This is a genomic window from Phyllobacterium sp. TAF24, assembly GCF_052113785.1.
GTDB lineage: Bacteria > Pseudomonadota > Alphaproteobacteria > Rhizobiales > Rhizobiaceae > Phyllobacterium.
Window position 1 is genome coordinate 206,444 of the sequence record NZ_JBFRDN010000004.1, and the last position, 25,837, is coordinate 232,280.

General features: G+C 53.1%; 21 protein-coding genes. 13 read left to right on the top strand and 8 right to left on the bottom strand.

The window, feature by feature from the left end; genetic code table 11:
* The first annotated feature begins 147 nt into the window (after nucleotides 1-147).
* The 3 genes from AB4Y96_RS05760 to AB4Y96_RS05770 are packed head-to-tail and all read left to right on the top strand — an operon-like array spanning nucleotide 148 to nucleotide 4,248.
* Nucleotides 148-2,469: a glycosyltransferase family 4 protein gene (locus AB4Y96_RS05760; RefSeq protein ID WP_441916216.1), complete on the top strand. Its 2,322-nt coding sequence runs from the start codon at nucleotides 148-150 to the stop codon at nucleotides 2,467-2,469.
* Complete coding sequence (locus tag AB4Y96_RS05765) at nucleotides 2,447-3,424, top strand: hypothetical protein (RefSeq protein ID WP_441916217.1); 978 nt, start codon at nucleotides 2,447-2,449, stop codon at nucleotides 3,422-3,424. Before AB4Y96_RS05760 ends, AB4Y96_RS05765 begins: the two co-directional genes overlap by 23 nt.
* A complete protein-coding gene (locus tag AB4Y96_RS05770; RefSeq protein ID WP_441916218.1) occupies nucleotides 3,421-4,248 on the top strand; it encodes a tetratricopeptide repeat protein in 828 nt (275 codons plus the stop codon). The genes AB4Y96_RS05765 and AB4Y96_RS05770 overlap by 4 nt, the downstream gene beginning before the upstream one ends.
* Nucleotides 4,249-4,355: 107 nt before the next feature.
* Here the strand turns inward: AB4Y96_RS05770 and AB4Y96_RS05775 are convergent, their stop codons facing one another.
* Nucleotides 4,356-5,450, bottom strand: coding sequence for a Wzz/FepE/Etk N-terminal domain-containing protein (locus AB4Y96_RS05775; protein ID WP_441916219.1), 1,095 nt, complete (start codon nucleotides 5,448-5,450; stop codon nucleotides 4,356-4,358).
* A gap of 285 nt (nucleotides 5,451-5,735) precedes the next feature.
* On the opposite strand from AB4Y96_RS05775, the gene AB4Y96_RS05780 reads away from it, so the two are divergent.
* A complete protein-coding gene (locus AB4Y96_RS05780) occupies nucleotides 5,736-6,503 on the top strand; it encodes an ABC transporter permease (protein ID WP_280139041.1) in 768 nt (255 codons plus the stop codon).
* 57 nt (nucleotides 6,504-6,560) lie between these two features.
* Nucleotides 6,561-7,319 carry a class I SAM-dependent methyltransferase gene (locus tag AB4Y96_RS05785; RefSeq protein ID WP_091882826.1) on the top strand — a complete coding sequence of 253 codons (759 nt, stop codon included), beginning with the start codon at nucleotides 6,561-6,563 and terminating at the stop codon, nucleotides 7,317-7,319.
* An 18-nt stretch (nucleotides 7,320-7,337) separates the two neighbouring features.
* On the opposite strand, the gene AB4Y96_RS05790 is transcribed toward AB4Y96_RS05785, so the two are convergent.
* Together AB4Y96_RS05790 and AB4Y96_RS05795 are read right to left on the bottom strand one after the other, a co-directional pair.
* On the bottom strand, nucleotides 7,338-8,084 hold the full coding sequence (locus AB4Y96_RS05790) for an ABC transporter ATP-binding protein (protein ID WP_091882829.1): 747 nt from the start codon (nucleotides 8,082-8,084) through the stop codon (nucleotides 7,338-7,340).
* Entirely contained in the window at nucleotides 8,081-9,283 is a 1,203-nt protein-coding gene (locus AB4Y96_RS05795; protein WP_441916220.1) for a Wzz/FepE/Etk N-terminal domain-containing protein, read from the bottom strand. Before AB4Y96_RS05795 ends, AB4Y96_RS05790 begins: the two co-directional genes overlap by 4 nt.
* Nucleotides 9,284-9,747: 464 nt before the next feature.
* Between AB4Y96_RS05795 and AB4Y96_RS05800 the strand changes: the two genes are divergently transcribed.
* The 5 genes from AB4Y96_RS05800 (at nucleotide 9,748) to fae (ending at nucleotide 16,086) form a co-directional block, all read left to right on the top strand.
* Nucleotides 9,748-11,073, top strand: coding sequence for a capsular polysaccharide export protein, LipB/KpsS family (locus AB4Y96_RS05800; protein ID WP_441916221.1), 1,326 nt, complete (start codon nucleotides 9,748-9,750; stop codon nucleotides 11,071-11,073).
* A gap of 5 nt (nucleotides 11,074-11,078) precedes the next feature.
* Nucleotides 11,079-13,199, top strand: a complete 2,121-nt coding sequence (locus AB4Y96_RS05805; protein WP_441916222.1) for a capsular polysaccharide biosynthesis protein — start codon at nucleotides 11,079-11,081, stop codon at nucleotides 13,197-13,199.
* Nucleotides 13,196-14,464: a glycosyltransferase family 4 protein gene (locus tag AB4Y96_RS05810; RefSeq protein WP_441916223.1), complete on the top strand. Its 1,269-nt coding sequence runs from the start codon at nucleotides 13,196-13,198 to the stop codon at nucleotides 14,462-14,464. The genes AB4Y96_RS05805 and AB4Y96_RS05810 overlap by 4 nt, the downstream gene beginning before the upstream one ends.
* A 264-nt stretch (nucleotides 14,465-14,728) precedes the next feature.
* Nucleotides 14,729-15,526 (top strand): FkbM family methyltransferase, encoded by a 798-nt coding sequence (locus AB4Y96_RS05815; RefSeq protein ID WP_244518413.1) that lies wholly within the window; start codon nucleotides 14,729-14,731, stop codon nucleotides 15,524-15,526.
* Between the two features lie 77 nt (nucleotides 15,527-15,603).
* A complete protein-coding gene (fae, locus tag AB4Y96_RS05820) occupies nucleotides 15,604-16,086 on the top strand; it encodes a formaldehyde-activating enzyme (protein WP_091882842.1) in 483 nt (160 codons plus the stop codon).
* 6 nt (nucleotides 16,087-16,092) lie between these two features.
* Here fae and AB4Y96_RS05825 read toward each other — a convergent pair whose 3' ends face one another.
* The 4 genes from AB4Y96_RS05825 to AB4Y96_RS05840 all read right to left on the bottom strand — a co-directional run bounded on the left by AB4Y96_RS05825 (nucleotide 16,093) and on the right by AB4Y96_RS05840 (nucleotide 20,808).
* Nucleotides 16,093-17,205 carry a (5-formylfuran-3-yl)methyl phosphate synthase gene (locus AB4Y96_RS05825; RefSeq protein WP_441916224.1) on the bottom strand — a complete coding sequence of 371 codons (1,113 nt, stop codon included), beginning with the start codon at nucleotides 17,203-17,205 and terminating at the stop codon, nucleotides 16,093-16,095.
* 102 nt (nucleotides 17,206-17,307) lie between these two features.
* Nucleotides 17,308-18,345 carry an L-threonine 3-dehydrogenase gene (gene tdh / locus AB4Y96_RS05830; RefSeq protein ID WP_091882848.1) on the bottom strand — a complete coding sequence of 346 codons (1,038 nt, stop codon included), beginning with the start codon at nucleotides 18,343-18,345 and terminating at the stop codon, nucleotides 17,308-17,310.
* Between the two features lie 10 nt (nucleotides 18,346-18,355).
* Nucleotides 18,356-19,546, bottom strand: a complete 1,191-nt coding sequence (locus AB4Y96_RS05835; RefSeq protein WP_441916225.1) for a glycine C-acetyltransferase — start codon at nucleotides 19,544-19,546, stop codon at nucleotides 18,356-18,358.
* A gap of 83 nt (nucleotides 19,547-19,629) precedes the next feature.
* Nucleotides 19,630-20,808: an ROK family transcriptional regulator gene (locus tag AB4Y96_RS05840; protein ID WP_441916226.1), complete on the bottom strand. Its 1,179-nt coding sequence runs from the start codon at nucleotides 20,806-20,808 to the stop codon at nucleotides 19,630-19,632.
* A 124-nt stretch (nucleotides 20,809-20,932) separates the two neighbouring features.
* Here AB4Y96_RS05840 and AB4Y96_RS05845 point away from each other — a divergent pair, with 124 nt between their 5' ends.
* The 3 genes from AB4Y96_RS05845 to AB4Y96_RS05855 are packed head-to-tail and all read left to right on the top strand — an operon-like array spanning nucleotide 20,933 to nucleotide 23,913.
* Nucleotides 20,933-21,670, top strand: a complete 738-nt coding sequence (locus AB4Y96_RS05845; RefSeq protein WP_441916227.1) for a glucosamine-6-phosphate deaminase — start codon at nucleotides 20,933-20,935, stop codon at nucleotides 21,668-21,670.
* Nucleotides 21,667-22,686: an N-acetylglucosamine-6-phosphate deacetylase gene (locus tag AB4Y96_RS05850; protein WP_441916228.1), complete on the top strand. Its 1,020-nt coding sequence runs from the start codon at nucleotides 21,667-21,669 to the stop codon at nucleotides 22,684-22,686. The genes AB4Y96_RS05845 and AB4Y96_RS05850 overlap by 4 nt, the downstream gene beginning before the upstream one ends.
* A 30-nt stretch (nucleotides 22,687-22,716) precedes the next feature.
* Complete coding sequence (locus AB4Y96_RS05855) at nucleotides 22,717-23,913, top strand: extracellular solute-binding protein (protein ID WP_441916229.1); 1,197 nt, start codon at nucleotides 22,717-22,719, stop codon at nucleotides 23,911-23,913.
* Nucleotides 23,914-23,950: 37 nt separating this feature from the next.
* Here the strand turns inward: AB4Y96_RS05855 and AB4Y96_RS05860 are convergent, their stop codons facing one another.
* A complete protein-coding gene (locus tag AB4Y96_RS05860) occupies nucleotides 23,951-25,801 on the bottom strand; it encodes an ABC transporter ATP-binding protein (RefSeq protein ID WP_441916230.1) in 1,851 nt (616 codons plus the stop codon).
* Nucleotides 25,802-25,837 lie beyond the last annotated feature (36 nt).

Here is a 25,837-nt window from a genome sequence, read left to right on the forward strand (position 1 = left end):
AGTATAGGCCGCGCCTGAGTATCCAGGCGCGGTCTATAATTTTAACCATTGATAATAATAATCTCTCGTTAAGACAATATATATTCCATTTACAAATCACCCTTTTCAGTATGAAATCATTTTCATAAATACTTTGGAGAGCAATGAATGCGTAGTGAACTATTGGCTTCACCTTATACGCTCGATGAAAACAAGTATGATTTGAGAAGTTTGCTTGGAAAATTCGCGGGCAAGCGCATTTTTTTTGATGGTGTTTTCAAGGGTGACTATAGCCTTGCCATCGTCAACCGCCTCCTCGCACAGGCATTGATCGCCACTGGCATTGAAATTTCCCTCTATACACCCGAGTCAGACTGGCAGACTGATGCACGGCTCGATGCTGTACCAGAAGTCAAGCGCCGGCTGCTCGCTCAGTATCCGGCTGGTGAGACTTACGACGTCCATCTGCGCAATACCTGGCCTCCGGCTACGCATGACATGCTTGGAAGATTCAATGCCTACGTCAATTTCGCTTGGGAAGAACTTGAAGTTCCGCAATACCTGATTTCGCGCTTTAACCGCGATCTTGACCTCGTGATGGTCACATCAAACTTCGTCAAACAGGCCTTTGTTCAATCGGGACTTACAATTCCGGTCGAAGTCGTCGGTAACGGAACGGACCATATAAAATCTCATGCCGGGCTTGCTACCGATTCTCCTTTGCCCCCCAGTGACAGGGCTCGCATTCTCCATGTCTCTTCATGCTTTCCCCGCAAGGGTGTTGACGTGCTTATCGAGGCGTATGCCCAAACGTTTAGCAGGGATGAACCGGTCGAATTGGTCATCAAGACCTTTCCCAACCCTGACAATATCCTCAAAACGGTCATGGCCAAATTCGACGAGCAGTTAAAGAGTGCGCCGCCCGTTGTTCTTATGGAGGAATATTGCAGCCCAGAGCAATTGCTTGGCTTGTATCGCACGGCCTCGCTCGTTGTGGCACCGAGCAGAGGTGAAGGATTTGGATTACCACTGGCTGAGGCAATGCGGCTGGGAATACCCGTGGTGACGACCGGCTATAGCGGTCAGGTGGATTTTTGCACACCCGAGACCGCATGGCTGGTTGACTATCACATGGCGCCATCAGTGGCACACGTATCGGGCTCATTAAGTCTGTGGGCCGAACCATCCGTTGCACATCTTGGAACGCAAATGCGGGCGGCACTTACAAATGAGGAGGAGGCACGCATGCGCAGCAAAAATGCGCAAAGGTTTCTGGACGAGCATACCGGATGGAACTCGGTTGCCGGCAGGGTCCTAGCGGCTATAGCCAAACCTGTGAAACTGCTGGTTGCTTCCAAGCAGCCATGGACAATTGATCTTGTCTCGTCCTGGCAGCAGCAATGCGGCTTGGCGACCTATTCGGGACACCTCTACTCAACCCCGGCACTCGCTGGTCGTTTTTCGCATATCTATGCGCGTCGATTTGTTGACGACGAGCTACCGGAAAGCGCTGCTGGCCAGATCGCCGAAACGGCTGCCATTACAACGCGGCCTTGGGGCTATGATCTTGCTTCATTGACGCGGTTTATCGCGGAAATCGAGAATGCGAAGGGAGATGTGCTGTGGATGCAGCATCATCCGGGACATTTTTCTACGCCGGATATGGAATTGCTGCTGAAGACGCTTCAACAGGTCAATCATAAACTTCGCGTCATTACCATGCACAGTGTCAAGGAAACCCTTCGTGGCGGGAATCTGGAATGGACAAAAGGCTTTGATGTCGTGTTTGTTCATTCCGCAGAAGATGCTGGCCTTCTGGCCAAGGCAGGCCATCCGAATCCGGTTGTTGTGCCTCATGGCGTGCGCGAAGCATCTGAAGCCGCACTGCAGCCCGATCCATCAACATTCACGATAGGCTCATTCGGCTTTCTGATGCCACACAAGAATATTGACGTTCTCGTGCAAGGTTTCGCAAAGGCGCGCCTCTTTGAACCGCGGCTGCGCCTCAAACTCCTTAATTGCATGGTTCCCAACGACGAATCGCGAGCGTCGCGAGCTCTGATTGAAAATCTGTTGAACCATTTCGACCTGCACAATGTTGCGACGGCCAGATTTGATTTCATCGACGAAACGGAGCTGAGCAATGAACTCTCCCAATGCGATCTGCTCGGCTTCCTCTACGGCGCGTCAACCGAAACAGCGACGGGTGCAGCGCGGATAGCCATGACTGCGGACCGCCCCTTGCTGTGCTCCCGCTCGCAAGTACTGCGGGACATGTGGCCAATCAGTCACGTTGTGCGGTCCGTCGACGTGGATTGCGTTGCTGAGGCGCTCGTAAGCCTTGCACAGAATCCTGACCTTCTTGGTCTGCGTGATGCCGATCGCCGTCAGGCAACACAGTGGAATTCGTATCCGCGCGTGGCTGCGCGACATGTTGTGATTATCGAACAGATGTTAGGGCGCAAATATGACAATCGCCGAGCTGCATAAGATCCCTCTTCAAGCCTTGCCAAAGGATGTCTTTTCCTTGCCGGCTGACGCATTTGTTGACGCTTGGGCATCGGCGTTCAATCTCGCCGAGACTGATCTGAACGCCGACCAAAGACATAATCTGGCACAGGCCATCCGTGATGGAACCAACAGAATGAAAGTTATTGATGCTCTGCGGGCTGCATCCCCCCAGACAAATGAGAAGATTGGTGATTTCTCGGCACAGGTCGTGCGTCGCCCGGCCGATCAGTTTGCACTGATCGAGAACTTCACCCGTTTCGCTCCTGATAGCGACGTGGCATTCCTCCGGTACAGTTTCTCCAAGATTCTTGGACGCGAACCAACGGATAAAGAACGTCTGGCTTTTGAGTTTGATCTGAGACGTGGCACGCGAACGCGGGAACAAGCGGTAAAGCAGATAGTCGGCATTGCCCGACGTGACGGGCGCATCTCACTTTGGGATACGCTTGACGAGACAGACCATTTGCCCGGTGAAGTGGACAACAGCGAAGCGCGTACCATACCTGCTGGCCTTTCCTACGATCTGAATGGCCAGGAAACATTGATTTTCGTTCGCGAAGTTCCCGGCTCAGGTTGGATGATCGGTCCCGATTTGTTGCGCCAACCGATCAACGTCGTGGACGATGGCTGGAAAGTAAGCCCAGGCTGGCTTTTTGCCGGTCCCAAACGCAGTTTGCAAGCCGGATCATGGCGCGTTCAGATCGACCTTATTCAGGAATTAAATGCTAAGCTTGCGATACAGCTGGTTGCCAATTCCGGTCTGGATATCCTGCAGGAAGTCACGATAGCAGGAGCATTCGCTGGCAATCTTTCCACCGACATCCGTGCGGAACACCGCTTTGTTGAATTGCGTGTGAAAGTCATCGATACGGGCAATGAAGTGTCCTGGGTTCGCATTCGGGATATTTCAATGGTCCGCGAGGTGAAATTATGATCCGGCTACCATTTTCCGGACAGACGGCAAAGCAGGCACTTAAACTAGCGGAAAGCAGCTTGGAACCAAAACGGACGGCCGTGGCTCAAGCGGACGCAGCGCGCAACCGCGGCGACTGGCAAACCGCAGCCACGTTTTACAGGCGTGCTGTTGCTGACAATCCTGCCAGAACAGACCTGCTGGTCCAGCTTGGACATAGCGAAAAAGAGGCGGGGAATTACGATCAGGCCGAGACGGCCTATCGCAAATATCAGGGTCTCCATCCGCGCGATGTGGATATACATGTGCAACTTGGTCATTTGTTCAATCGAAAAGGTGATCTGAAGACAGCCTTCACCTGGTATGACAAGGCTCTCAAACTTTCACCAGACGATCTGGAGATCGCGCGGCATGTGAACATCGCACGCAACGGTTCCAGCCAACCCGGTCTTGAACAGAATCGGCGCGATGCCATGCGCCTTGTTGAAGAAAACAATTGGTCAAAAGCCCGAGCTGCCTTGCGTGAACTGGTGGTCGACAATGGCCAGATCGACATGATTGCCGTTTATGCCAATGTTACGAAAGAAGACGGGGATTTTGACGAGGCATCGAAGCTTTATGGTCAGTATCGCGACTATGCCACGGCTTTCAATCCCGACAGTTTGGAAGATGTAGAAGTTCAGCTGGGCCATCTGCATAAAATAGCGGGCGATTACCGATTGGCGCTGGCCTTCTATATCAGGGCACGAAATCTCCAGTTTGAACGTATGGGGTATGTCGACTCGACCTCGCCATATGAGCGCGAAATTCAGGGATGCATCAGCGAGATTTACACCTGCTTCTAGGGCAATGTTCTCTTGAATGAACGGACCTGGCAACTGCCTTGACCGGTACTTGATACAAGCAGCTCCGGCCTTTCCGGCTTCAATAGGATCGTTTTGCCGGAAAGGCTCTAATTGCTGTGATCACGTATTGCTGTAAGCAGCAACCAGGCGAGCAGGTATCCAATAGACGTAACGAGCAGAACGATGGTGATGTTCTTCAATTCCGTTGGGAGTTCCGCCTTGTCAGGACGGTTGGCTGGGACCACCACCTCGAGATAGAGCTGCTGCCGCCTGGCATCAGCCCTTGCCGTCTTGAGAGAGTCGAGCGCAGAAAGAAGTGCTTTGTTGGAAAACTCCCGTTGCAATATCAACGCTTCATAATCGGCAATTCGCGGAGCGATGGAGCCATCTGTTCCAGCAATTTTTCCTTGCTCGAGCTTCAATTGCTCTTCGAGTGCGCTGATCCGACTGGTGATGAAGGGAATGGAACTGGAATCAGGTGCAGTTTCCTTCGTCTCGGCGAGATTCGCACGCGACGCCGCCAATTCGGCACTCAACCGGCTCATCAGTTCGACAAGCGAAATCGAATTTTGCCCCGGGTCGATCATCAGCTCCTTGTTGCGGAACAGGGTAATTGCCTTCTGCGCATCGATCATTCGTTGCTCGGCATTCGCAACTTCAGCGGTGGCGAAGCGGATTGCATCTCCCCTCGCCCGCTCGTTCATTTTGGAAAGCCGGTCGCTGCCAAGTTCAAGCAGTTTCACATTCATCGCATAGGCATCTTCTGCCCGGAAAGCCGATGTTTTGAGAACTGTTATACCGGTTGTGTCATTGTGAATGACCTGGACCCGCTGCGAATAATATCGATAGAGTTCTTCGAACAAACCTGTCTGCCAGGGGGCGGGAAACCGCGCGAAGATGTCTGCCTCAGGCCGATCGAAATAGCCCCGTATCGGCAGATCATCACTCATTCGCAGCAAGGCGTCACGAGAGCGGATATATTCCTGTGCAGAAAACGTGTCATCCTGCGACCGTGTAATCCCACTGTTCTGCAATAGATTGCCAAAACTGGATGATGAAGGCGGCGCAGAAACGCGCACAACAAAGGAAGACTGCGAAACATAAATCGGCGCGGCGATAAACAAATAATAAATGCTGACAGAGAGAACCGGAATGACAATGATGATCAAAGCAAAGCGCATTCGCCAAAGCTTGGATATCAATCCTCGTCTAGTCTTCTTTGCGGCCGGAACGAAAGAATTGGGAGCCAGACTATTTATGATCTTAATCCTTTATGGAATTGATACGAAAGCAGACAACGCATCATTCTCATTCCAAGAGAAGCAAAAAGAGTATAGGTCTAAAATATATGAGTTGTGAAGTACTTGGATCATCCTTGCGTTGATCAAAAGAACGTATATTGTTCATTTTGTCGCTTAGTGACTATAATTTAAAGAAGACATTCAATGGAAGCTGTTCCGTCGAAATCTAATAAGAACTCAGTTTTTATGACAGGCCTGCGCGCACAAACGCGTGTTTTAGGCGCATTGGTCATGCGTGAGATGATAACGCGGTACGGGCGTGAAAATATTGGCTTCCTATGGCTGATTCTGGAGCCCATGATTCTGACATGCGGTGTCATGCTATTGTGGACTCTGATGAAGCACGAGGCACATGGCCTAACGGTCATCGCCTTCGTGCTGAGCGGGTATATGCCCCTCACCCTATGGCGTCATATTTCCTCACACATGGTGTCCTGTCTGCGTCACAACATTCCTCTGATGTATCATCGGCAGATCCGTTTGGCGGATGCGTTGATTGCGCGCGCACTGCTTGAAATTGGCGGTACGACCTTCGCACTGCTTGTCGTCTATTCTGGCGCATATCTGGCTGGATTCATCGATCCATTTGAAGATATCGGCCTTAATCTGGCTGGCTGGCTGTTCATGGCCTGGTTTTCGTTTGCGGCAGGCCTCATTCTGGCGGCTCTTTCGGAAATATTTGAGGTTGTCGAAAAACTGGTGCCACCTTTCCAATATCTGATGCTGCCCATTTCAGGCATGTTTTTCATGGTTTCCTGGCTGCCGCATGGCGTACAGAAACTCGCGCTTTATGTTCCAACGGTTCATTGTTTCGAAATGTTCCGCGCGGGTACATTTGGTAATGCCATCAAGGCTCATTATGACGTCTCATACATTTTCACCTGCTGCCTGATTACCACGGCAGTTGGCCTTTACCTTGTTGAGCACGTTAGAAAACATATCAAATTCGAATAGGCTCAAGGGAGCTTGTCTTTAGTGAACTAATCCAAACAGTGCCAGTGGAGGATACCTATGCGCGACACGAATGAAGATTGGGAAAAATTGGCGCAAGACAATGCCTATTGGGCTGTTCTGACTGAAGATGAATTCAAGCCGAAGAAACTCACAAAGAAACATATGAATGCATTTTTTGCGACTGGCCGCGCAGACATTGCAAACCTTACTACAAAAATCAAAGGCCTTATTCCTGACTTTTCGACGCCGGTGGAATCGGTCATCGATTTCGGCTGTGGTGTCGGGCGACTGCTGATACCCCTCGCCGAGCAAGCTACCACCGCCATCGGCATCGACATATCGGAAACGATGCGCGCCATTGCTTTGAAAAATGTTGCCAGTCACGGGCTCAACAATGTCCGCTGCGTGGAAACCCCGGAAATTCTCGTCAAGGAAGGGGTTAAGGTCGATTGGCTCAACAGCTATATCGTCTTGCAGCACATTGAACCGCGCCGTGGCTACTTCATCATCAACGATCTCTTGCAATGTGTTAAGAGCGGCGGCATTGCGTCATTGCACATCCCGCTTTTCAAAACGGCAAACCGTGCAGAATATTATAACGACCGGATGATGTACTTCCGCAACGACTACTACAAAAATGAAACCGTATTTATTGACAGGGACAATTACGGTCATCCCGATATCCAAATGTATGATTATGATGCCAATACGGTCATGGCCCTGTTTCACAAGAACCAGATGACCAATGTCCACCTTTTGCATGATCGATCAACAACGGGCATTCACGCTTACCACTTCATTGCGCGGCGTGACTGAGGTTGAGTGTTGCTCGACTTATAGCGAGGCGTAAATATCAAAGGCAAATTTGACGTCGTCGAAGACGCGCCCCCGGCCATTTTTGAGCACAAGGGCAGATTTGCACTGGTCGGCGATGATATCGAGGGTATGCCCAACGATGATCATCGCCCGGTTTTTCCGTTTTACAAACAATTCATCGAACGACCGGCGCTGAAAGCGCTGGTCGCCAACGGCAATCACTTCGTCGATCAGGTAGCAGTCAAAATCGATTGCGAGAGACAGGCCAAAGGATAAGCGTGCGCGCATACCGGAGGAATAGGTCTTGATCGGCATTTGAAGATATTTGCCGAGATCGCTGAACGTCTCCACACAATCGCGGATTTCGTCAAACGGCCTGTTATAGATTCGCGATAGAAACCGCATGCAATCAAAGCCGGTCATCGAGCCACCAAAGCCGCCACTCAATGCGATTGGCCATGACAAGGACATGGACCGTGCGACGTGACCTGATGTCGGCATTTCAATTCCGGCGATCAATCTTACCAATGTAGATTTGCCCGCGCCATTGTGGCCAAGGATGGCGATTTTTTCACCGGCGCGCACTTCAAAATTGATATTATCCAGAACCCGCCGGGTTCCGCCATGAATTGGGTATTCCTTAACCAGATTGTAAGCGCCGACAACACCGTTTTTCGACAGTCCTTCCTGGGCCGGAACATTGGTGGTGAATTGTTGCGGCACCCCGTCAGAGTCTTTGAAAACAATGGTTCCGGGATTGGTCATGTTTCAGCGTGATCATAAATCTGGTTGATCAGGAACCGAACAATCCAGAATGCCGAAAAGCACAGTGCAAAGATCAGCAGAATTGAATAGAGGCGTTTTGGATAAAGCGCGTAATCCGGTCGATTTGGATTGACGATTCGTTCCAGATAAAGCTGCTGCCTTTGCGCTTCAATCTTTGCATTCTCCAGCGATGTGGCTGAGGATTCCAGCATTCGCATCCCGAGTTCACGTTGCAGGAGCAATTGCTCATACTGAGCGATGAGAGGAGCCATGGACGCATCACCGCCAACAATGCGCGCCCGCTCCGCACTGATCTGCGTTTCCATCGCGTCAATGCTGCTGCGAAGTGATTGAATCTGCGGGCTTTGGGGAGCCTGTTGAATGAGTGCAGTGTATTGAGCCTTGCTCTTGGCCACATCATCCGACAATTTGGCAATCATATCGAGCATCACAGCGGATTGTTTGCTCGGATCGATCATCGCCACCTTGTTGCGGAAACCGGTCAATGACTTCTGAACGTCTGCCATGCGGCTTTCGCTGTCAGTCATCTCAAGCTTCGCATAACGAATCGCATCCTGACGTGCGCGCTCATTAAGTTGGTTTATAAGCGTTTCGGCGCCTACAAGCAGCGCTTCAGTGAGTTTCTGCGCGTCTTCAGGACGGGATGCACGCACTTCCAATGTCGTGACGCCGCCGCTCGAGTCCGTATCAATAGTCATGATCCTGCGATAGTGCCTATAAAGAGCCTCTTCGGTCGCGTCGCTCCAGGGACGGGGAAACCGGGTAAGGATATCCGCTTCTGGCCGGGCGAGTAACTCCCTCAAATCGCTCCTCTCTTCCAACGTGGCGACGGCCGCGCGCGATTCAATATATTCCATCACCACATAGCTATCGTCCTGCGCACGAACAAAGCCCGTGCTTTGCAGAAATCCGCTGAGCATACCAGCTGCATTTCTGTTTGGGCTGCGCACAACGAAGCGCGTCTCGGATGCATATTGAGGTGATGCGATCACGCCATAGTAAATGGTGGAAAGGGTCGTCGGAAGAACGACCATCAGGATAAGCAGCACATGTCTGCGCAGCAATGCAATCAAACGATCGCGCCGTTTGCCTTTGTGTGCGTCGCCAACCTCGGACTGGCCAAGGTCAACAAGCGTCATGTAGTCGAGGAATTCTTCGTTGGGACTGAGTCGCGTCATGCAATCACGCGCTCATAGGTTGAAGGGCAGATTCTGCAATGTTTGCTTGGCAATGCCAATCTCATACTGATCTCCACAACCGCATCAGAGATGTCTACTACGCCACAAGATATAGTGAAACTAAACATTCCGCAATTATAACTGTATGGAACTATTGATATAATTAAAGTTATCGCAATACAAATGCATGTTAGCAACCATACAAAAACAAATACATATCTTATTGTCGTAAATATACTTGTTCTGGCGGATTTAGTATAGCGCCATAAAAAACCGGATGAAATAACTATCTGAAATTGCGTTTGTTTTGGGTTCTGGTGGCGTAACGTCAAACAGGAACCGATTGCGAAGGGGCTTGACGACCTGTGAGGGAGAAATCCGGGCAATCTGGTATAATCGTTCCTTTTCCGATCCGCGGACGTGCAATTCGCTGCTTTACTTCAGAAAAACCGCTTGTTCTTTTATTGCAGGGTCCTGTTGGACCGTTTTTCCGTACGCTTGCTGGTTCATTTGAATCTGAGGGTTTTGACGTCCTCAAGATCAACTTCAACGGCGGTGATTGGCTGTTTTCCCATGGCCCCGGCACGCTTAATTTCTGCGGCTCAATGGATGCCTGGTCGGATTGGCTTGATACGTTCATTCGCAGCAGGCGGCCCGAAGCTATCGTGCTTTTCGGTGACAGCCGCCCCTATCACCGCCAGGCAATCATGGTTGCCTTGCGCGCCGGAGTGCCTGTTTCATCTTTTGAAGAAGGCTATGTGCGTCCCAATTTCATTACCTGTGAATGGGATGGAAACAATGCGCTTTCACCCCTGCGCAGGCCGCAGCCCGCACACCACGAAATTCCTGAACCAGAAATTGTGGAGCCGGTAAAGGGCAACCTGTTTCGGGCCATGACTCTGTTCGCCATTCGCTACTATCTGGCCAAGACCGCGGGGGCCGTCTTCTTTCGCGGCAATGTGCATCATCGAAGCCGCGGAATCCTGTCCGAGTCCATTCTCTGGACCCGGAACTTTTACCGCAAGATTCGTCATTATCCGGCAAACAACGAGATGATGCTGAATCTGATCGAGAACCTTGAAAACCAGTATTTCGTAGTTGCGCTGCAAGTTCATGACGACCAGCAATTGTTGCGGCATGGCCGCGGCTGGACAATGGAAAGGCTCATTACCGAAAGCATCCGCTCATTCAAGCGATTTGCATCACCGGCGCATCATCTCGTGATCAAAGTCCATCCAATGGATCGCGGACATAAAAGCTACCGCCCATTCGCAATGGAATTGGCCAGAATCGCTGGATGTGCTGACCGGGTGCATATCGTCGATGATGGTTCAATTGGGCTGCTGATACGCCATTCCCTCGGACTGGTGACGGTCAACAGCACATCTGGCCTGCTCGCGCTGAACCATGGCAAGCCGGTGCTTTCCCTCGGCGAAGCGATTTATAACAGACGTGATCTCGTCTGGGGCAGATATAGCAATGATTTGGACGCCACAGCCGGGATCGACGATTTCTGGCTTTCGCCAATGCCGCCCAAGCGCGAAGCAGTCAAAGCCTTCAACAAGCGGATGCATGAAGAAAGCCTTGTCAATGGCAGCTTCTATCTACGCAACTTGATCGACATCACGACCAAACGCGTCGTGCGACGCATTCAGTCTGATTTGAAGGTCATCTCTGTCGATATCCCTTCGACAGAATCTGAACATCTGGCGGAAAGTCCCATTGGGAAAAAAGGAGCGGTGCAACAACAGGACATACTTTCCTCATTGTCCCCTGACCTTCCGAATTGACTGCCATGAATTTTGCAAGAACGTTCCCGCTTCCCCAGACAGTTCAGGTCAACCTTGACGGTGTTTTAGCCGAGAAAGCAAAGCAGACCGGCTGGTTGCCGCCGCAAGGGTCAGAACTGCTGGCATTTCTACCGACACGGCTTCGTTTCCCCCTCATCGGACCAGCTCTTGATGCGGTTGCCATCAAATCGGCGGAGCTGGTGTGGAATCGGGCGGACGGTATTGTGGGTTGGGGTGTAAAGCCTCTCGCACGCATGGCCCAGCGACTGGCTTTTATGCGTAATATTCCCTATTGGTCGTTGGAAGATGGCTTTCTCCGGTCCGTCGGCCTCGGCAAAGCGGGCGCACCGCCGGTCTCTATGGTCGCTGACGATCTCGGCGTCTATTTCGATGCGGCAAAGCCATCACGTCTGGAAGAATTACTCCAGCGCGGCGCAGAGAAACCGGATTTGGAGCGGGCACGCAATCTGCACGCACTGATCGTCGAACACCGGCTTACGAAATACAATCATCTGTTGGACTACAAGATTTCTCTGCCTGCAAGCCGTGGCAGACGCATTCTCCTCATTGATCAGGTTGCGGGCGATTACTCGGTGCCGGGAGCTGGTGCTGACGAACACGCCTTTCTGCGCATGTGGAACGAGGCCCGTGCTGTGCCCGGCGCAACCGTCCTCGTCAAAAGCCATCCGGACATTGTTGCAGGCTATTCCAAAGGCTATCTCAGCCACCTTCCCGGTCAACCGAACGTTCACTTTATCAATGAGAACGTTTCACCGCACGCGCTGCTCGATGTGGTGGACGAAGTCTGGACGGTTTCAAGCCAGTTCGGCTTCGATGCGATATTGCGCTCTGTGCCAGTGACGACGTTTGGCGTGCCCTTTTATGCGGGCTGGGGTCTTACCCGCGATTGGGCAGAGGGAGAGATTGCAACCAGAGCATTGCATCGTCGCAAGCGCAAAATCAGCCTTGATGCCTTTGTCGCGGCAACCTTGTTGCAATATCCACTCTATGTGGACCCGGTGACGAAACGGCCAACAACCGCCGAAAAAGCCGTTGATCGGCTTGTGTCTTGGCGTCGCCACGCGCTGGAGCGGCAGGGGAATTATCTCTGTGCAGGGTTCTCACGTCACAAACGAACGACCGTTCGCCACATGCTCACAGGCCCTTGGTCAAGCGTAACCTTTTGCAGCAGCAATCCGGGCAAGAAACAGCTGGCAAAAGCTGATTACCTTGTGCGCTGGGGCCAAAATGCAAACCTGCTTGCATCGGAAGAAAAGCTATCCGCTGCGATACCAGTTCTTCGCATGGAAGATGGCTTTATCAGATCTGCCGGTCTTGGCTCGGCCCTGACACCGGCCTCGTCGGTGTGTATCGACCGGGAGGCCGTCTATTACGATGCAACCCGCCAGAGCGGGTTGGAAAAATTGCTCCGGACAGCGCAGTTTGATCAGCCATTGCTGGAAAGAGCCGCCCGTCTGCGCCAGCGGATCATTGAGCACGGAATCACCAAATACAATCTGCGGTCCACCGTATCACCCGACTATCATGCGCTGGCGGCAGGCCGCCCCATCATAACGGTTGCGGGACAGGTGCCCGATGACGCCTCGTTGCAGTTCGGCCTTACCAACGGCGTTTCAAATATTGAATTGCTGAAGATCGTGAGAAAACGACGCCCGGATGCCTTCCTTGTCTACAAGGAGCACCCGGATCTCCTTGCCGGTAAGCGCAAGGGGCTCTCCGATGCAACTGTTCTTGCCAAAACTGCAGATCTGGTTGTCGGCGACGTGGCCGTCGATCGTCTTCTGGACGCCAGCGATGAGGTGCACGTAGCCACATCACAGCTGGGCTTCGAAGCCTTGATCCGGAGACGTCAGGTCTGGTGTTACGGATTGCCGTTCTATGCGGGCTGGGGCCTGACCCATGACGGTGTAACCCCGCTTCGCCCGCGCCGTACGCTTTCGCTCGATGAGCTGATTGCAGGGGTACTCATTCTCTACCCGCATTATCTGTCCGGCGAAACCGGACTGCCCTGCGAGGTCGAAGACGTCATCGATGAAATTCACGCAATGCGCAACAAAAAACGCAGTCTTATACGCCGGTCATTGCACCGGATGGGGTGGGCATGATGAACGCAATTTCAATGGACATTTCCCGGCTAATCGGTCGATCACATTACTCGACACCAACGGGTATTGATCGCTTTGAGCTGCAATATGCCCATTGGGCCAAGGCGCGCAGTTCCTTCTTTGTTGAAATGGGGCGCAACAAACCAATAGCGATTAATCAGGGCCGCGCAACAGGGCTTATCACCGATCTCAGTGCGCGGTGGTCAGGAACGGCGTTGAGCCCGAAGCAATCGACGGAGCTTGAAAAGATTTATGCGGCCATCGATGGGCATATATCCTGGTGTGATATCAAATGCGCGTCCAATAGCGCGCAGCCGACCAAGGTAAAGCAGTGGAGACTTGCAGCGGGCAAGGCTTTGCGAACATTTCTGCCAGCAGGCCCGATGGAACGGAATGCCCCATTTGTGCATGTCTCACATACAAATCTCGATAGGCCCGCAGCCTTTTCCTGGCTTGATGCGAAGCGGCAAAGCGGTGTCTTCTACGTCCACGACCTTATTCCTGTTACCCATCCGGAATTTGTCCGCGCAAGAGAACCGCAACGGCACCTGCGAAGGATGGATACGGTCTTGCGTCATGCGGGTCTGGTGCTTTGTAATTCCCAGACAACCGCCCGCTCACTGCGTTCATTTGCCGAAGAACGGGGGCGCACCGCACCACCCATCGCCATTCTCCCGCCGGGTATCGAAAATAGCTTTCGCTATGCGAGCCGAACAGCAACGCCGCGCACAAGAAACCCCTATTTTGTCATTGTTGGCACAATCGAACCCCGCAAGAATCACATTCTGCTGCTGCAATTGTGGCGCTGGCTCGTCGAGCGGGATGGAGCAGACGCGCCACGTCTGGTGATCGCGGGCAAACGTGGATGGGAAAATGCACAGGTATTTGCGACGCTGGATCGATGCCCGCAGCTGCGCAATATGGTGATTGAGGTATCCGATCTCGGGGACGCTGCATTGGCCGATCTGATGTCCGGAGCCGCTGCCCTGCTGGCACCTTCCTTTGTCGAAGGGTACGGCATGCCTGTAGCAGAAGCCATGGCAACGGGCACACCGGTCATCGCATCCGACATCCCGTCCCACAGGGAAATCCTGGGCGATCAGGCCATACTGCTCGATCCCAGCGATGGCCTTGGTTGGCGCGCTGCGGTTGATGCCCATACCAGTGAATATCGCAACAAATCGCGCCATACATCACAAGATTGGAATGGACATTTTAAAGTATTGGATGAATTGTTAGCGGATGCCGTGCAAACATCACGGTAACAGACTGAGTTTCACTTGATGTAGCAGATGAATTCCAATGAATGTGAAGGCGTCATGACGAGTTACAATGATATTTTAAATTGCTACAAATTTATCCTTGGACGTGAAGCAAACCCTGAAGAACAAAAAATAATATCCGAGAACCTGCTTAATATCTCGGATATCCCGTTTGGCGAACATCGCAGGAGATTCCTGTCTTCTACGGAGTTCCACCAAAGGCATGCAGAGGTTATTTTTAATAACTTCGTTCGCAAGAGCATTGAGGTGCTCTACGAAACAAAGGACAACTTCAAGATTTATCTGGATTTACGCCAGTATCACATGACGTTTGGCATCTTTAACGGCCAGTACGAAAAATTCGATATCGACATCATCAAGGCTGTGACCCCCGACAAGGGTGTGTTCTTCGATGTGGGCGGCAATGTCGGATATTATTCGCTTTCCGTTGCGACCAAACCCAATTTCTCCGGCAAGATCGTTTCATTTGAGCCTTTGCCGCATCTCTGGAATCTGTTCAGCAAGTCAATCGTCGAAAACAAACTTTCGAAAATCGTCACGGTACACAAACTGGCACTTGCCGATGCACCGGGAACCATGGAACTGAACACAGCCGAGCATACGGTCAATGCCGGAGCGACAAGTCTCATCGCCGGTTCCGGAAACACAAAATCCGAGCGCAGCACGAAAGTGGAAACACTGGATGCGATGGCCAAAGGTTTGAAGCCTGATTCCATCAAGATCGATATTGAAGGTGCGGAAGGCCTGTTTTTCGCTGGCGCTGTCAAAACCATTCCTGCATCGAACCCGACAATGCTTGTCGAGGTCAACCGGGAAGTGCTTGCCACGCTCTCCAAGACCACCCCCGGCAGGATTTTTGACCGGTTGGCAGGCTGGGGTTACGAGGTCTGGGAAGTGCTGGAGGATTCTGTGCGGCAATTGCCAACAGCTCAGGCTATCGACACGGCTTTCCCGGCAGGACGTGTTGCGAACATTCTGGCTATTCATCCCGATCGCAAACACGACGTCGCGGAACGGCTAAAGACACTCAACCTCACGCTCTGACAGCCAAAACCACCTGATACATTTCTTTCCTGATCTCTCCATCTTGGGCTATAGCTGCGCAAGATGGAGGAATCGGCATGCAAATCATTAACAGGGTCATGGTTGGAGAATCTCTGGTTGGCGAAGGCAACGAAGTTGCCCATATCGACCTGTTGATCGGCCCGCGTGGCAGTGCGGTGGAGACGGCTTTTTGCAATGCCCTCACCAACAACAAGGACGGTTTCACTTCTGTTCTGGCAGTGATTGCGCCGAATCTGCCCTGTAAGCCAAACACTGTGATGTATAATAAAGTGACGATCCGGGGCGCGGGACAGGCCGTCCAGCTATTCGGCCCGGCGCAATCCGGCATTGCCAAAGCAGTTCGCGATTCCGTCGCGGACGGCATCATTCCGCAGAACGAAGCAGACAATCTTTTCATCTGCGTTGGCGTTTTCATCCATTGGCAAGCACGGGATGACGCCAAGATCCACGACTATAATTATCAGGCAACCAGGGAAGCCATCCAACGGGCAGTGTCGGGTCATCCAACCGCTGCGGAAACGCTGGCAGCGGCTCGCTGAGGCAGTCTATTGATGATCGCGGCGACGCGGCGATGCGGGTACCGTTGGCAATGCGGGTTTGACGGGAGCGATCTGTGCCTCGCGTTTTCGCTCGATCTCTACGCCAACGCCGCCGGGTCCGAGTTCAAGCTTTTCAGCGCGAACGATGACACGGGTCACACGCGGGTTTTCCAGAATGAATGCCGCCACGCGCTCCGCAAGAGTTTCCGATAGCTCAATATGCCCACGCGCAACAATCGTGCGAATACCATCCATGATAAGATCATAGGAAACGATGTGACGCATATCTTCAGGATTGCGTGTCACCCGCAAAACTTCGGCGGTCACATCGAACCGCACCTTCTGAGCGATGCCATGCTCGAAACTGTAAGCACCGATATGAACGGGCAAGACGAAATCGCGAACAAAAATCTTGTCGGTACCAAGCCCTTCTTCTGCCGGATCGGGGAAATAGCCACGGGCTGCCAGCAGTTGATAATCAACACCGGAAGCAAGATTGGTCTGGCGTTCTTCCGGAATGAGTTCGCGTATTCTGGTTGCCGCCTGCGCACTGATTGCGCGTGAGTTCGCCGGGTCAAGAAGCGCTTCACGAAAACCCAGAATATCGAGTTGAAAACTCAATAATCTGGGAATGTCAGGGGTTTCGAGCGCTCCGGCTACGCCAACCAGCATCGAATGCCCGTGACACTCACGCACAAAGGCATCGATAGTTGAAAGAGGCAGATGGTTGAGCAGTCGCGATCCATTGCCGGTGTCGAGCATAACAGCATGGAAACCCTGCGCCACCAGCCCGGAAACATCGGGCAGATCATCAGTGATATCCGTATGAACAACGGCAATCCACTTCGTTTTGCCATAATCAGGCAATGGGCCGGGAGGGGCAGAAACTTCTATGGGAAGCTTGATGAAATCGATATCAAGCGCCCGCAGTTCAGCCGCATGCGATGTGAGCGCTGCCCATGCCAGTGTTGTGCACAGGAGAGCCTTATCTCCAATCGCATCTGCATAGGGTCGCAATGCCTCCGGATCAGATACCGGCACATCAATCACGTCGGCACCGCATTGAAGGACAATCTCAGCCTCTTCAAAACTATGAACGGTCACGAGCATCTTGGTCATGGGCAAAAACCTCCGGATGCACCATGAACTACATATATCGGCGCATTGTTGCGCCGATCATGACGCCATGAAATGGCGTCATTGCGAAACATTGCGCTTATTTCAGTGCCAGCTCAGGACAACCTTGCCTGAATTTCCCGAACGCATGGCATCGAACCCGGTCTGAAAATCATCAATCGGCAGGCGGTGGGTAATGATCTCGCTGAGATCGAGCCCGCCTTGCACAAAAGCAATCATCTTGTACCAGGTTTCGAACATCTCACGTCCGTAGATACCCTTCAGATTGAGCATCTTGAAGATGACCTTGTTCCAGTCGATCTCAAAGCCTGTTGGTGCGATACCAAGGATGGCAATCTTGCCACCATTGTTCATCTTGTCGATCATATCGCGGAACGCCGGGGCAGCACCGGACATTTCAAGTCCCACATCGAAACCTTCCGTCATGCCGATCTGGCGCATCACATCCGTAAGGTTCTGCGACGAAGCATCAACCACGTAGTCGATACCAAGCTTCTTGGCGAGTGCAAGGCGAACCGGATTGATATCGGTTATGACAACCTTGCGCGCTCCGGAGCGCTTTGCAACCAGTGCGCCCATGATGCCGATCGGTCCAGCACCGGTGACAAGAACATCTTCGCCAACCAGATCAAAACTCAGCGCTGTATGAACGGCATTGCCGAACGGATCGAAAATTGCGGCGATCTCGTCAGAAATATCATCGGGGATTGGCACGACATTATATTCGGGAATACAGACATATTCGCCAAATGAACCCGGCCGGTGCACACCAACACCAAGCGTGTTGCGGCAAAGATGCCCCCTGCCCGCCCGGCAATTGCGGCACGTACCACAAACGATATGGCCTTCACCGGAAACCCGCTGTCCAACCTTGTATTTCGTGACAGCCGAGCCAATATCGGCAATCTCACCGCAAAATTCATGCCCGACTACCATGGGCACGGGTATCGTCGCCTGCGCCCACTGATCCCAATTATAGATATGAACGTCCGTACCGCAGATCGCGGATTTCTTCACGCGGATCAGCACATCATTGGGACCCGGCTCCGGCACAGGAACGTGTTCCATCCAGATGCCGGGTTCGGCTTTTGCCTTTACCAGTGCCTTCATCATATTCGACATGGTTTTTTTCCTATTTGATGATGCCGAGATCACGCCCGACTTCCGCAAAGACGTCTATAGCGCGGGCGACATCTTCGGTTGTGTGGGCAGCAGACATTTGCGTGCGAATACGCGCCTGACCTTTCGGCACGACCGGGAAGGCAAAGCCGACGACATAGACGCCTTTATCAAGCATGCGCGATGCCATTTCCTGTGCCAGTGATGCATCGCCGAGCATCACGGGAATGATCGGATGATCAGCACCGGCAAGCGTAAAGCCAAGCTTGGTCATATCCTTGCGGAAATGTGCGGCATTGGCGCTGAGACGCGCGCGCAATTCGGCACCCTGATCGATCAGATCAAATACTTTCAGCGATGCAGCGGCAATAACCGGTGCAAGCGTATTGGAGAAGAGATAGGGCCGCGAGCGCTGACGCAGCCAATCCACCACCTCTGCCTTACCTGACGTATAACCACCCGAAGCACCACCCAGAGCTTTGCCCAGCGTGCCCGTGATGATATCGACCCGGCCTTCCACGCCACAATATTCAGCCGAACCACGGCCATTCTTACCGACGAAGCCAACCGCATGGCTGTCATCGACCATGACCATCGCGCCGTATTTTTCTGCGAGATCGCAAACGCCCTGAAGATTGGCGATAATGCCATCCATGGAGAAGACGCCATCCGTGGCAATCAACTTGAACCGGCTGCCTTCGGCTTTCTTCAATTCTTCTTCAAGCGCCGCCATATCATTATTGGCGTAGCGGAAACGCTTTGCCTTTGACAGGCGCACGCCATCGATAATGGAGGCATGGTTGAGCGCATCGGAAATGATCGCATCTTCTTCGCCAAGCAGCGTTTCAAACAGACCGCCATTGGCATCGAAACAGCTGGAATAAAGGATCGTATCTTCAAGACCGAGAAAGCTGGAGATGCGCGCTTCGAGCTGCTTGTGCTCTTCCTGCGTGCCGCAGATGAAACGAACCGAAGCCATGCCATAACCGTAACGGTCAAGCGCTGCCTTTCCGGCCTCTGCCAGCTCTTCATTGTTGGCAAGGCCAAGATAGTTGTTGGCACAGAAATTCAGAACCTTCGCACCACTGGAAACCTGGATTTGTCCGGCCTGCTTGGAGGTGATGACGCGCTCGGACTTGTAAAGGCCTGATTCCTTCAAGCCTTTCAGCTCGCTCGTAAGGTGATCAATGAATTGCTGTGTCATGATCCGTATGGTGTCCTGCTTGGTTCTTCCGGCAACGGGCCGTGGCGGTTGTGCGTATTCGGATATTCGCAGGCAGTGTCATCTCACGATCGGATGAATGTCTCAAGCCCCAGATTGAACAGCGGTCGAACCGCACCAAGAATAGCAAAATCCTCACTCGATTTGTCTGCCACCAACATAGGCAGTTCGAGAGTTCCGATCAGCCCTTCCGCCCGAAAGGCACTCTCGAATGCTTGCCAAACATCCGCATTGGCAATGAACGGACCTGTCACGATGACCCGTTTCGGGAAGAGCAGGCGGCAGACATTGGCCAATGACCGCGCCATCAGTTGCAGCGCTGTTCGTATATCAGGCATGTCGAGCAACGAGCGTTCCGACAATTGCCCTGATAATGTCTCTTCATCTTCTGCAAGATCAGGCCAGATTGCGCGCATCTGGGGCAAAAGGGCCCACAGGGCCGCCGCGGTTTCCAGACATCCATGATTGCCGCAACCGCAAGGCCGGTCATCCAGCAGATTAAAACGCCAGTGGCCAATTTCTCCGAATGGGCCGCCAGCACGGATGAACGGATCACCATTGACGCTATAGGCCAGACCAATGCCCCAGCCCCAATGCAGCAGCAAAGTATTGTCTGTGCCATAAACAGGGTCCTGCAATACGCGCGCATTAAGTTCCGCATCGAGGTGACGACAGACGAGAACCACAGGTGTCACAGGCGCGAGCGCCGCTGCAATGTCAAAATCTCTGAGGTCCGGCCAGCGCGACGTCAGCAGCCAAGTCTTGGTTTTCACATCGACAACGCCGGATACGGACACGGATGTACCGATGTGCTGCATCCCCAATGGGCACTTGCTGGCCAATAATTGGACCAGTTCCTGCATTGCAGCCGTCATCCGGTCACGGTCCACATCGGATGGAATATCGAGACTTTCGCGTGCCAGCGTCTGCCCGCCAAAATCAACAAGCGTGCCACGCAATGATCGGCTGGATACGTGAATGACCGTTGCCCCAAAACGTTTGACGTTGAGACCGATCTGCACGGCAGGTCTTCCCCGCCCGCTTTTCTCGCCCGCTGTCTCCAGAAGCAAGCCGCGCGCAATCAGATCACCCACCACTTTCGATGTGGTGGTCGAAGTCATGTCGAGCGTTTCGGCAATGCCGGGGCGGGAGTGCTGGTTGCCGTCCGAAATCAAAGCAATGACGCGTGCACAATCGCGCTGGTGGGCGTCGTCATAGTGCGTTTCGTCTATCGTTAAAATCATGCGGAAACAGCCTCGATCTTATTTTTGAATAATATTATTCTAAAATAGCTTGCGATGCCAGGGATAGCTATGCTTACAATGGCCAACACGCTGAAAAGCATATGCAAGAAGGTTGGTAAAGCCCATGGTTGATACGCGCATTTTATCGGACAAGCAGAAACTTGGCGCGACGGGGGCTGAGCTGGGTGCAGCTGCCATCCGTCAGGCGATTGCGCAAAAGGGTAAAGCTTCAATCATTGTCGCCACAGGTGCCAGCCAGTTCGAACTCCTGCAAAACCTTGTGGCGGCTGAGGATATTGACTGGTCAAAAGTCACGGCATTCCATCTCGATGAATATGTCGGCATGGACATCACCCATCCTGCGAGTTTTCGCAAATATCTGCAGGAGCGATTTATTGCACCCCTGGGCGGCAAGGTTATGTTTTATCCGGTGAATGCCGAGATTGACCCACAGGCAGAGGCGCAGCGGTTGAGCAAAATGATTGCCGAGCACGATATCGATGTGTGCTTTGCCGGTATCGGCGAGAACTGCCACTTGGCATTCAACGATCCGCCTGCGGATTTCGATACGGATGAGCCCTATATCGTCGTGACGCTGGATGAAGCCTGCCGCAAGCAGCAAATGGGTGAAGGCTGGTTTCCGTCTCTGGAAGCAGTGCCGCAGCAGGCAATCTCCATGAGCATCAGGCAAATTCTTAAAAGCCGCTTGATCATCCTTTCTGTACCTGATGAGCGCAAATCACAGGCCGTGAAGGATGCGCTTGAAGGCCAGGTTGATCCACGTTTCCCGGCTTCAATCGTCCAGAGCCATTCGCAAACAATCCTGTTGCTTGATCCAGATTCAGCGTCGAGACTGGCATGATCACAGGCGGCCTTGTCGATATTCAGGTGAATGGTTTCGCCGGCGTGGATTTCAACTCCACGGGCCTCACACCTGAAGCACTCGACCATGCATTGGAGGCAATGCGGGCAACGGGTGTAACCACATGCCTGCCAACGATTATCACCGCCTATCCCGATGAACTGGAAGCCCGGTTTTCCGCGCTGGATCAGTGTGTGAATTCAAGCCATCTCGGACCTTCAATGTGTCCGGGATATCACCTTGAAGGTCCGTTCCTTAATCCGGCGCAGGGTTTTTCCGGGTGTCATCCGGCTGGCGCCATGACAGCAGCGGACCCGGCGCTGGTTGCTCACCTTCAAAGCAAGATCGAAAGGCCAATCCTTCTCGTCACCGTCGCACCTGAAATATCCGGCGGCCTCGACTTTATCAGGGCTATGACGGCGCAAAATATTCTGATTGCGATTGGCCATTCGTCGGCTGATTTCGCCATGGTTGAGGCGGCGGCAACAGTGGGTGCAACCATGTCCACCCATCTGGGCAACGGTCTGCCACAGACAATGGCAAAGCTTAACAATCCTCTTTTTGCACAACTTGGCGAAGACCGGCTTCTGGCCACTTTCATCGCCGATGGCATTCATCTTCCGCCCAAAGCGCTGAAATCGCTGATGCGCGCCAAAGGCTTTGAACGCTGTGCTTTGGTGACTGACGCCGTTGCCGCCGCCGCTGTCCCCGCCGGTATCTATGATTTCGCGGGCATGCGCATAGAGCGCACCGAGGATGGCACTGTCCGTTTGCCCGGCACGGTGGGTCTCGCCGGGTCGTCTCTCCGTCTCGATGATGCAGTCCGTAATCTCGTGCATTGGGGCATAGCAAGCTTCGAACAGGCGGTCGAAATGGCTTCAAGGCGATTGCTGGATGCGCTGGAGCCAGTCTTGCACGCCCGCAACATCACCCTCCCGCATACGGAAATTGAATGGTCTGAGACAATGACCGTTCGCAGTGTCCGTATTGGCGCGGAGGTCAAGCATTACAACTGAAATATCCAAGAACAATAAAGGGGAATGCAAATGGGAAATGATCAGTTTCGAATAAACCGCCGGATATTGCTCGGCGGCATGACCGCATCCGCAATGGCAGGCGCAATACCGGCATGGGCAAAGTCGCCCACCCTGCCCGCAGCGCCCGTTGTGATTACGGTGATGGATGTGGGCGGTGCGCTCGCGCTGATGCAGCCAGCCTTCGAAGAATACGCCAAGACCTATCCGGAGCGGGCATCACGGATTATCTTCACCAAGGCGCCGGTTACGGAACTTGCGGGAAAACTCAAGGCGCAGCAGAGCGCGGGTCGCGTCGATATTGATATCGTGCTCACGGGCAGCGATGGCTTGGCCGCAGGGCTTGCCAATGAGACATGGCTGAAAATCCTGCCGGATTTTGCCGACAAATTTCCGGGCATCGAGGAAAACTACGAACCGGCAGCGCTCGCCCTGCATAAGGCGCAAGGGGACGGATTTGGCGTGGTCGTCAACTACTACCCCTCCGGTCCCCTGATCGAATATGATCCAGAGCGCGTGAAAAAGGTACCGACCAGCGCGGAAGAACTTTTGGCTTATGCCAAGGAAAACCCCGGCCGTTTCATGTATGCCCGCCCGACCAATTCCGGTCCGGGACGCACATTCATGATGGGTCTGCCTTATATTCTCGGGGATAAGGACCCGCAGGATCCCGTTAATGGCTGGGACAAGACATGGGCTTATCTCGCCGATCTTGGCCAGTATATCGATTATTACCCTGCGGGCACTGGCGCCACGATGAAGGAATTCGGCGAAGGATCGCGCGATATCATCATCAGCACCACCGGTTGGGACATCAACCCGCGAGCGCTCGGCATTGTGCCTGAAACTGCCAAGATCGGAACCCTCAAGGGTTTCCATTGGGTCTCGGACGCCTTCTTCATGTGCATACCCAAGGGCATAGCGGACGACAAGGCTGCAGTTGTGCTTGACCTTATGGCCTTCCTCCTCACGCCAAAGGCGCAGGCTTATTCATATGACGAAGGTTATCTCTATCCGGGTCCCGCCGTGAAAAACGTACCCCTGTCGATGGCCCCGCAACACAGTCAGGATGTCATCAAGCAGTTTGGCCGGGAAGAATATGCCGGGCTGATCGCCAACAACCCCATCGAATTGCCCCTAAAGCCGGACAAAATGGTGCTGGCGTTCCGCAAATGGGACGAACTGGTCGGATCAAAGAAATCCAAATAGGTGCATGACGGGTCGGGGCAGGTATCTGCCTCGATCCCTACTGGACCTGAACTAGATGCCCAGCCGAGACCTCATTGTATTGCCGGACAGGCACAACAAAATCGGGCGTGCGCACCGGGCTTTTGATCTCGTCATTGGAGACAGGCCGCTTGATACCCCGCCGGGATGGATCAGGTACAGGCACAGCAGATATCAGCTTTTTCGTATAGGGATGCTGCGGGTTCTCAAAGATGGCTTCGCGCGAACCAATCTCGACGATCTCACCAAGATACATGACGGCAATACGATGGCTGACCCGTTCCACCACGGCTATATCATGCGAGATAAAGAGATAAGCGAGGTTCAGGCTTGCCTGCAGGTCGAGCAGTAGATTGATCACCTGCGCCTTGATCGAGACATCCAGCGCCGACACCGATTCATCAGCCACGATCAGCTTGGGATCAAGTGCCAAAGCCCGGGCAATGCACACGCGCTGTCTCTGGCCACCGGAAAACTCGTGCGGATAACGGCTTGCCATGTCAGCATGCAGACCGACGCGCTCCAGAAGATCGGCGACACGATCCCGCGCCTGCGCACGCGTTCCGAGCCTATGCTCAAGGTAGGGTTCGGCAATCGCAGCACCAACCGGGATACGCGGATTGAGGCTGGCAAACGGGTCCTGAAAGATCATCTGCATGCTGCGACGCATATCGCGCAGCCGCTTCGGTTCCATGGTTAGAACATCTTCTCCGTTGAGCAGAACCTCACCGCTTTGCGGCTGCACCAGCCGCATGATGGAACGCCCGGTGGTGGACTTGCCGCATCCGGATTCGCCAACCAGCGACAGCGTCTCACCCGGTTGCAGGGTAAACGACAAGTTCTCTACCGCATGAACGCGGCCTTCCAACTGCCCGAACATCCCAGAATGAATATTGAAACGGGTGGTGAGGTTCTTCACTTCGAGCAACGGTTTGACTTCAGTCTTGACGGTATCCGCTGCCTCAACGGGAATGTCCGAGGTGCCGGTTGCACGATCAACCACGGGAAAACGCAAAGGACGCTTAAGTCCTTTCATCGATCCAAGAATGGGAACGGCCGAAAGAAGCGAGCGTGTATAGGGATGTTCGGGGCGGGCAAATATATCTTCGGTTTTCCCTGTTTCTACCGCCTCGCCATTATACATGACGACAGTGCGGTCGGCGATTTCAGCGACCACGCCCATATCATGGGTGATGAAGAGAACCGACGTTCCCTCCTCTTCCTGCAACAGTTTGATAAGATCAAGAATCTGGCCCTGAATGGTCACATCGAGCGCCGTGGTCGGCTCGTCGGCAATCAACAGCTTTGGCTTGCTGGCCAGTGCCATGGCAATCATCACGCGCTGGCGCATGCCGCCGGAAAACCGGTGCGGATATTCGTCAAAACGCGATTTCGCTGCGGGGATGCGCACCTTTTCGAGAAGCCGGATAGTCTCAGCTTTTGCGTCCGCCCGCGACATGGAGGAATGACAAAGCAGGGCTTCGCTGATCTGCTGCCCGACCGTGAACAGCGGATTGAGGCTGGTCATCGGCTCCTGAAAAATCATGGCAACGTCATTGCCACGTACAGCCCGCATCTGGTTTTCAGGAAGTACAAGGATGTCCTTGCCACCAAGCATGATCTTGCCTTCGATGCGGCTCTTGTCCTTTTGCAAAAGCCGCATGATCGACAGAGATGTCACGCTCTTGCCCGAACCGGATTCGCCAACAATAGCCACCGTCTCTCCCGGCGCCACGTCAAACGAGACATTACGCACGACAGGCCGCCATTTGCCATCGGACTGGAAGGATGTCGTCAGATTGGAGACAGATAATACAGGGGCCAGTGAATTTCCCCTGTTATCCGGATATGAAGGCTGACGATTTTCCATAAATACTAATCCTTTCCGCTGGCAGATGACGGTGCG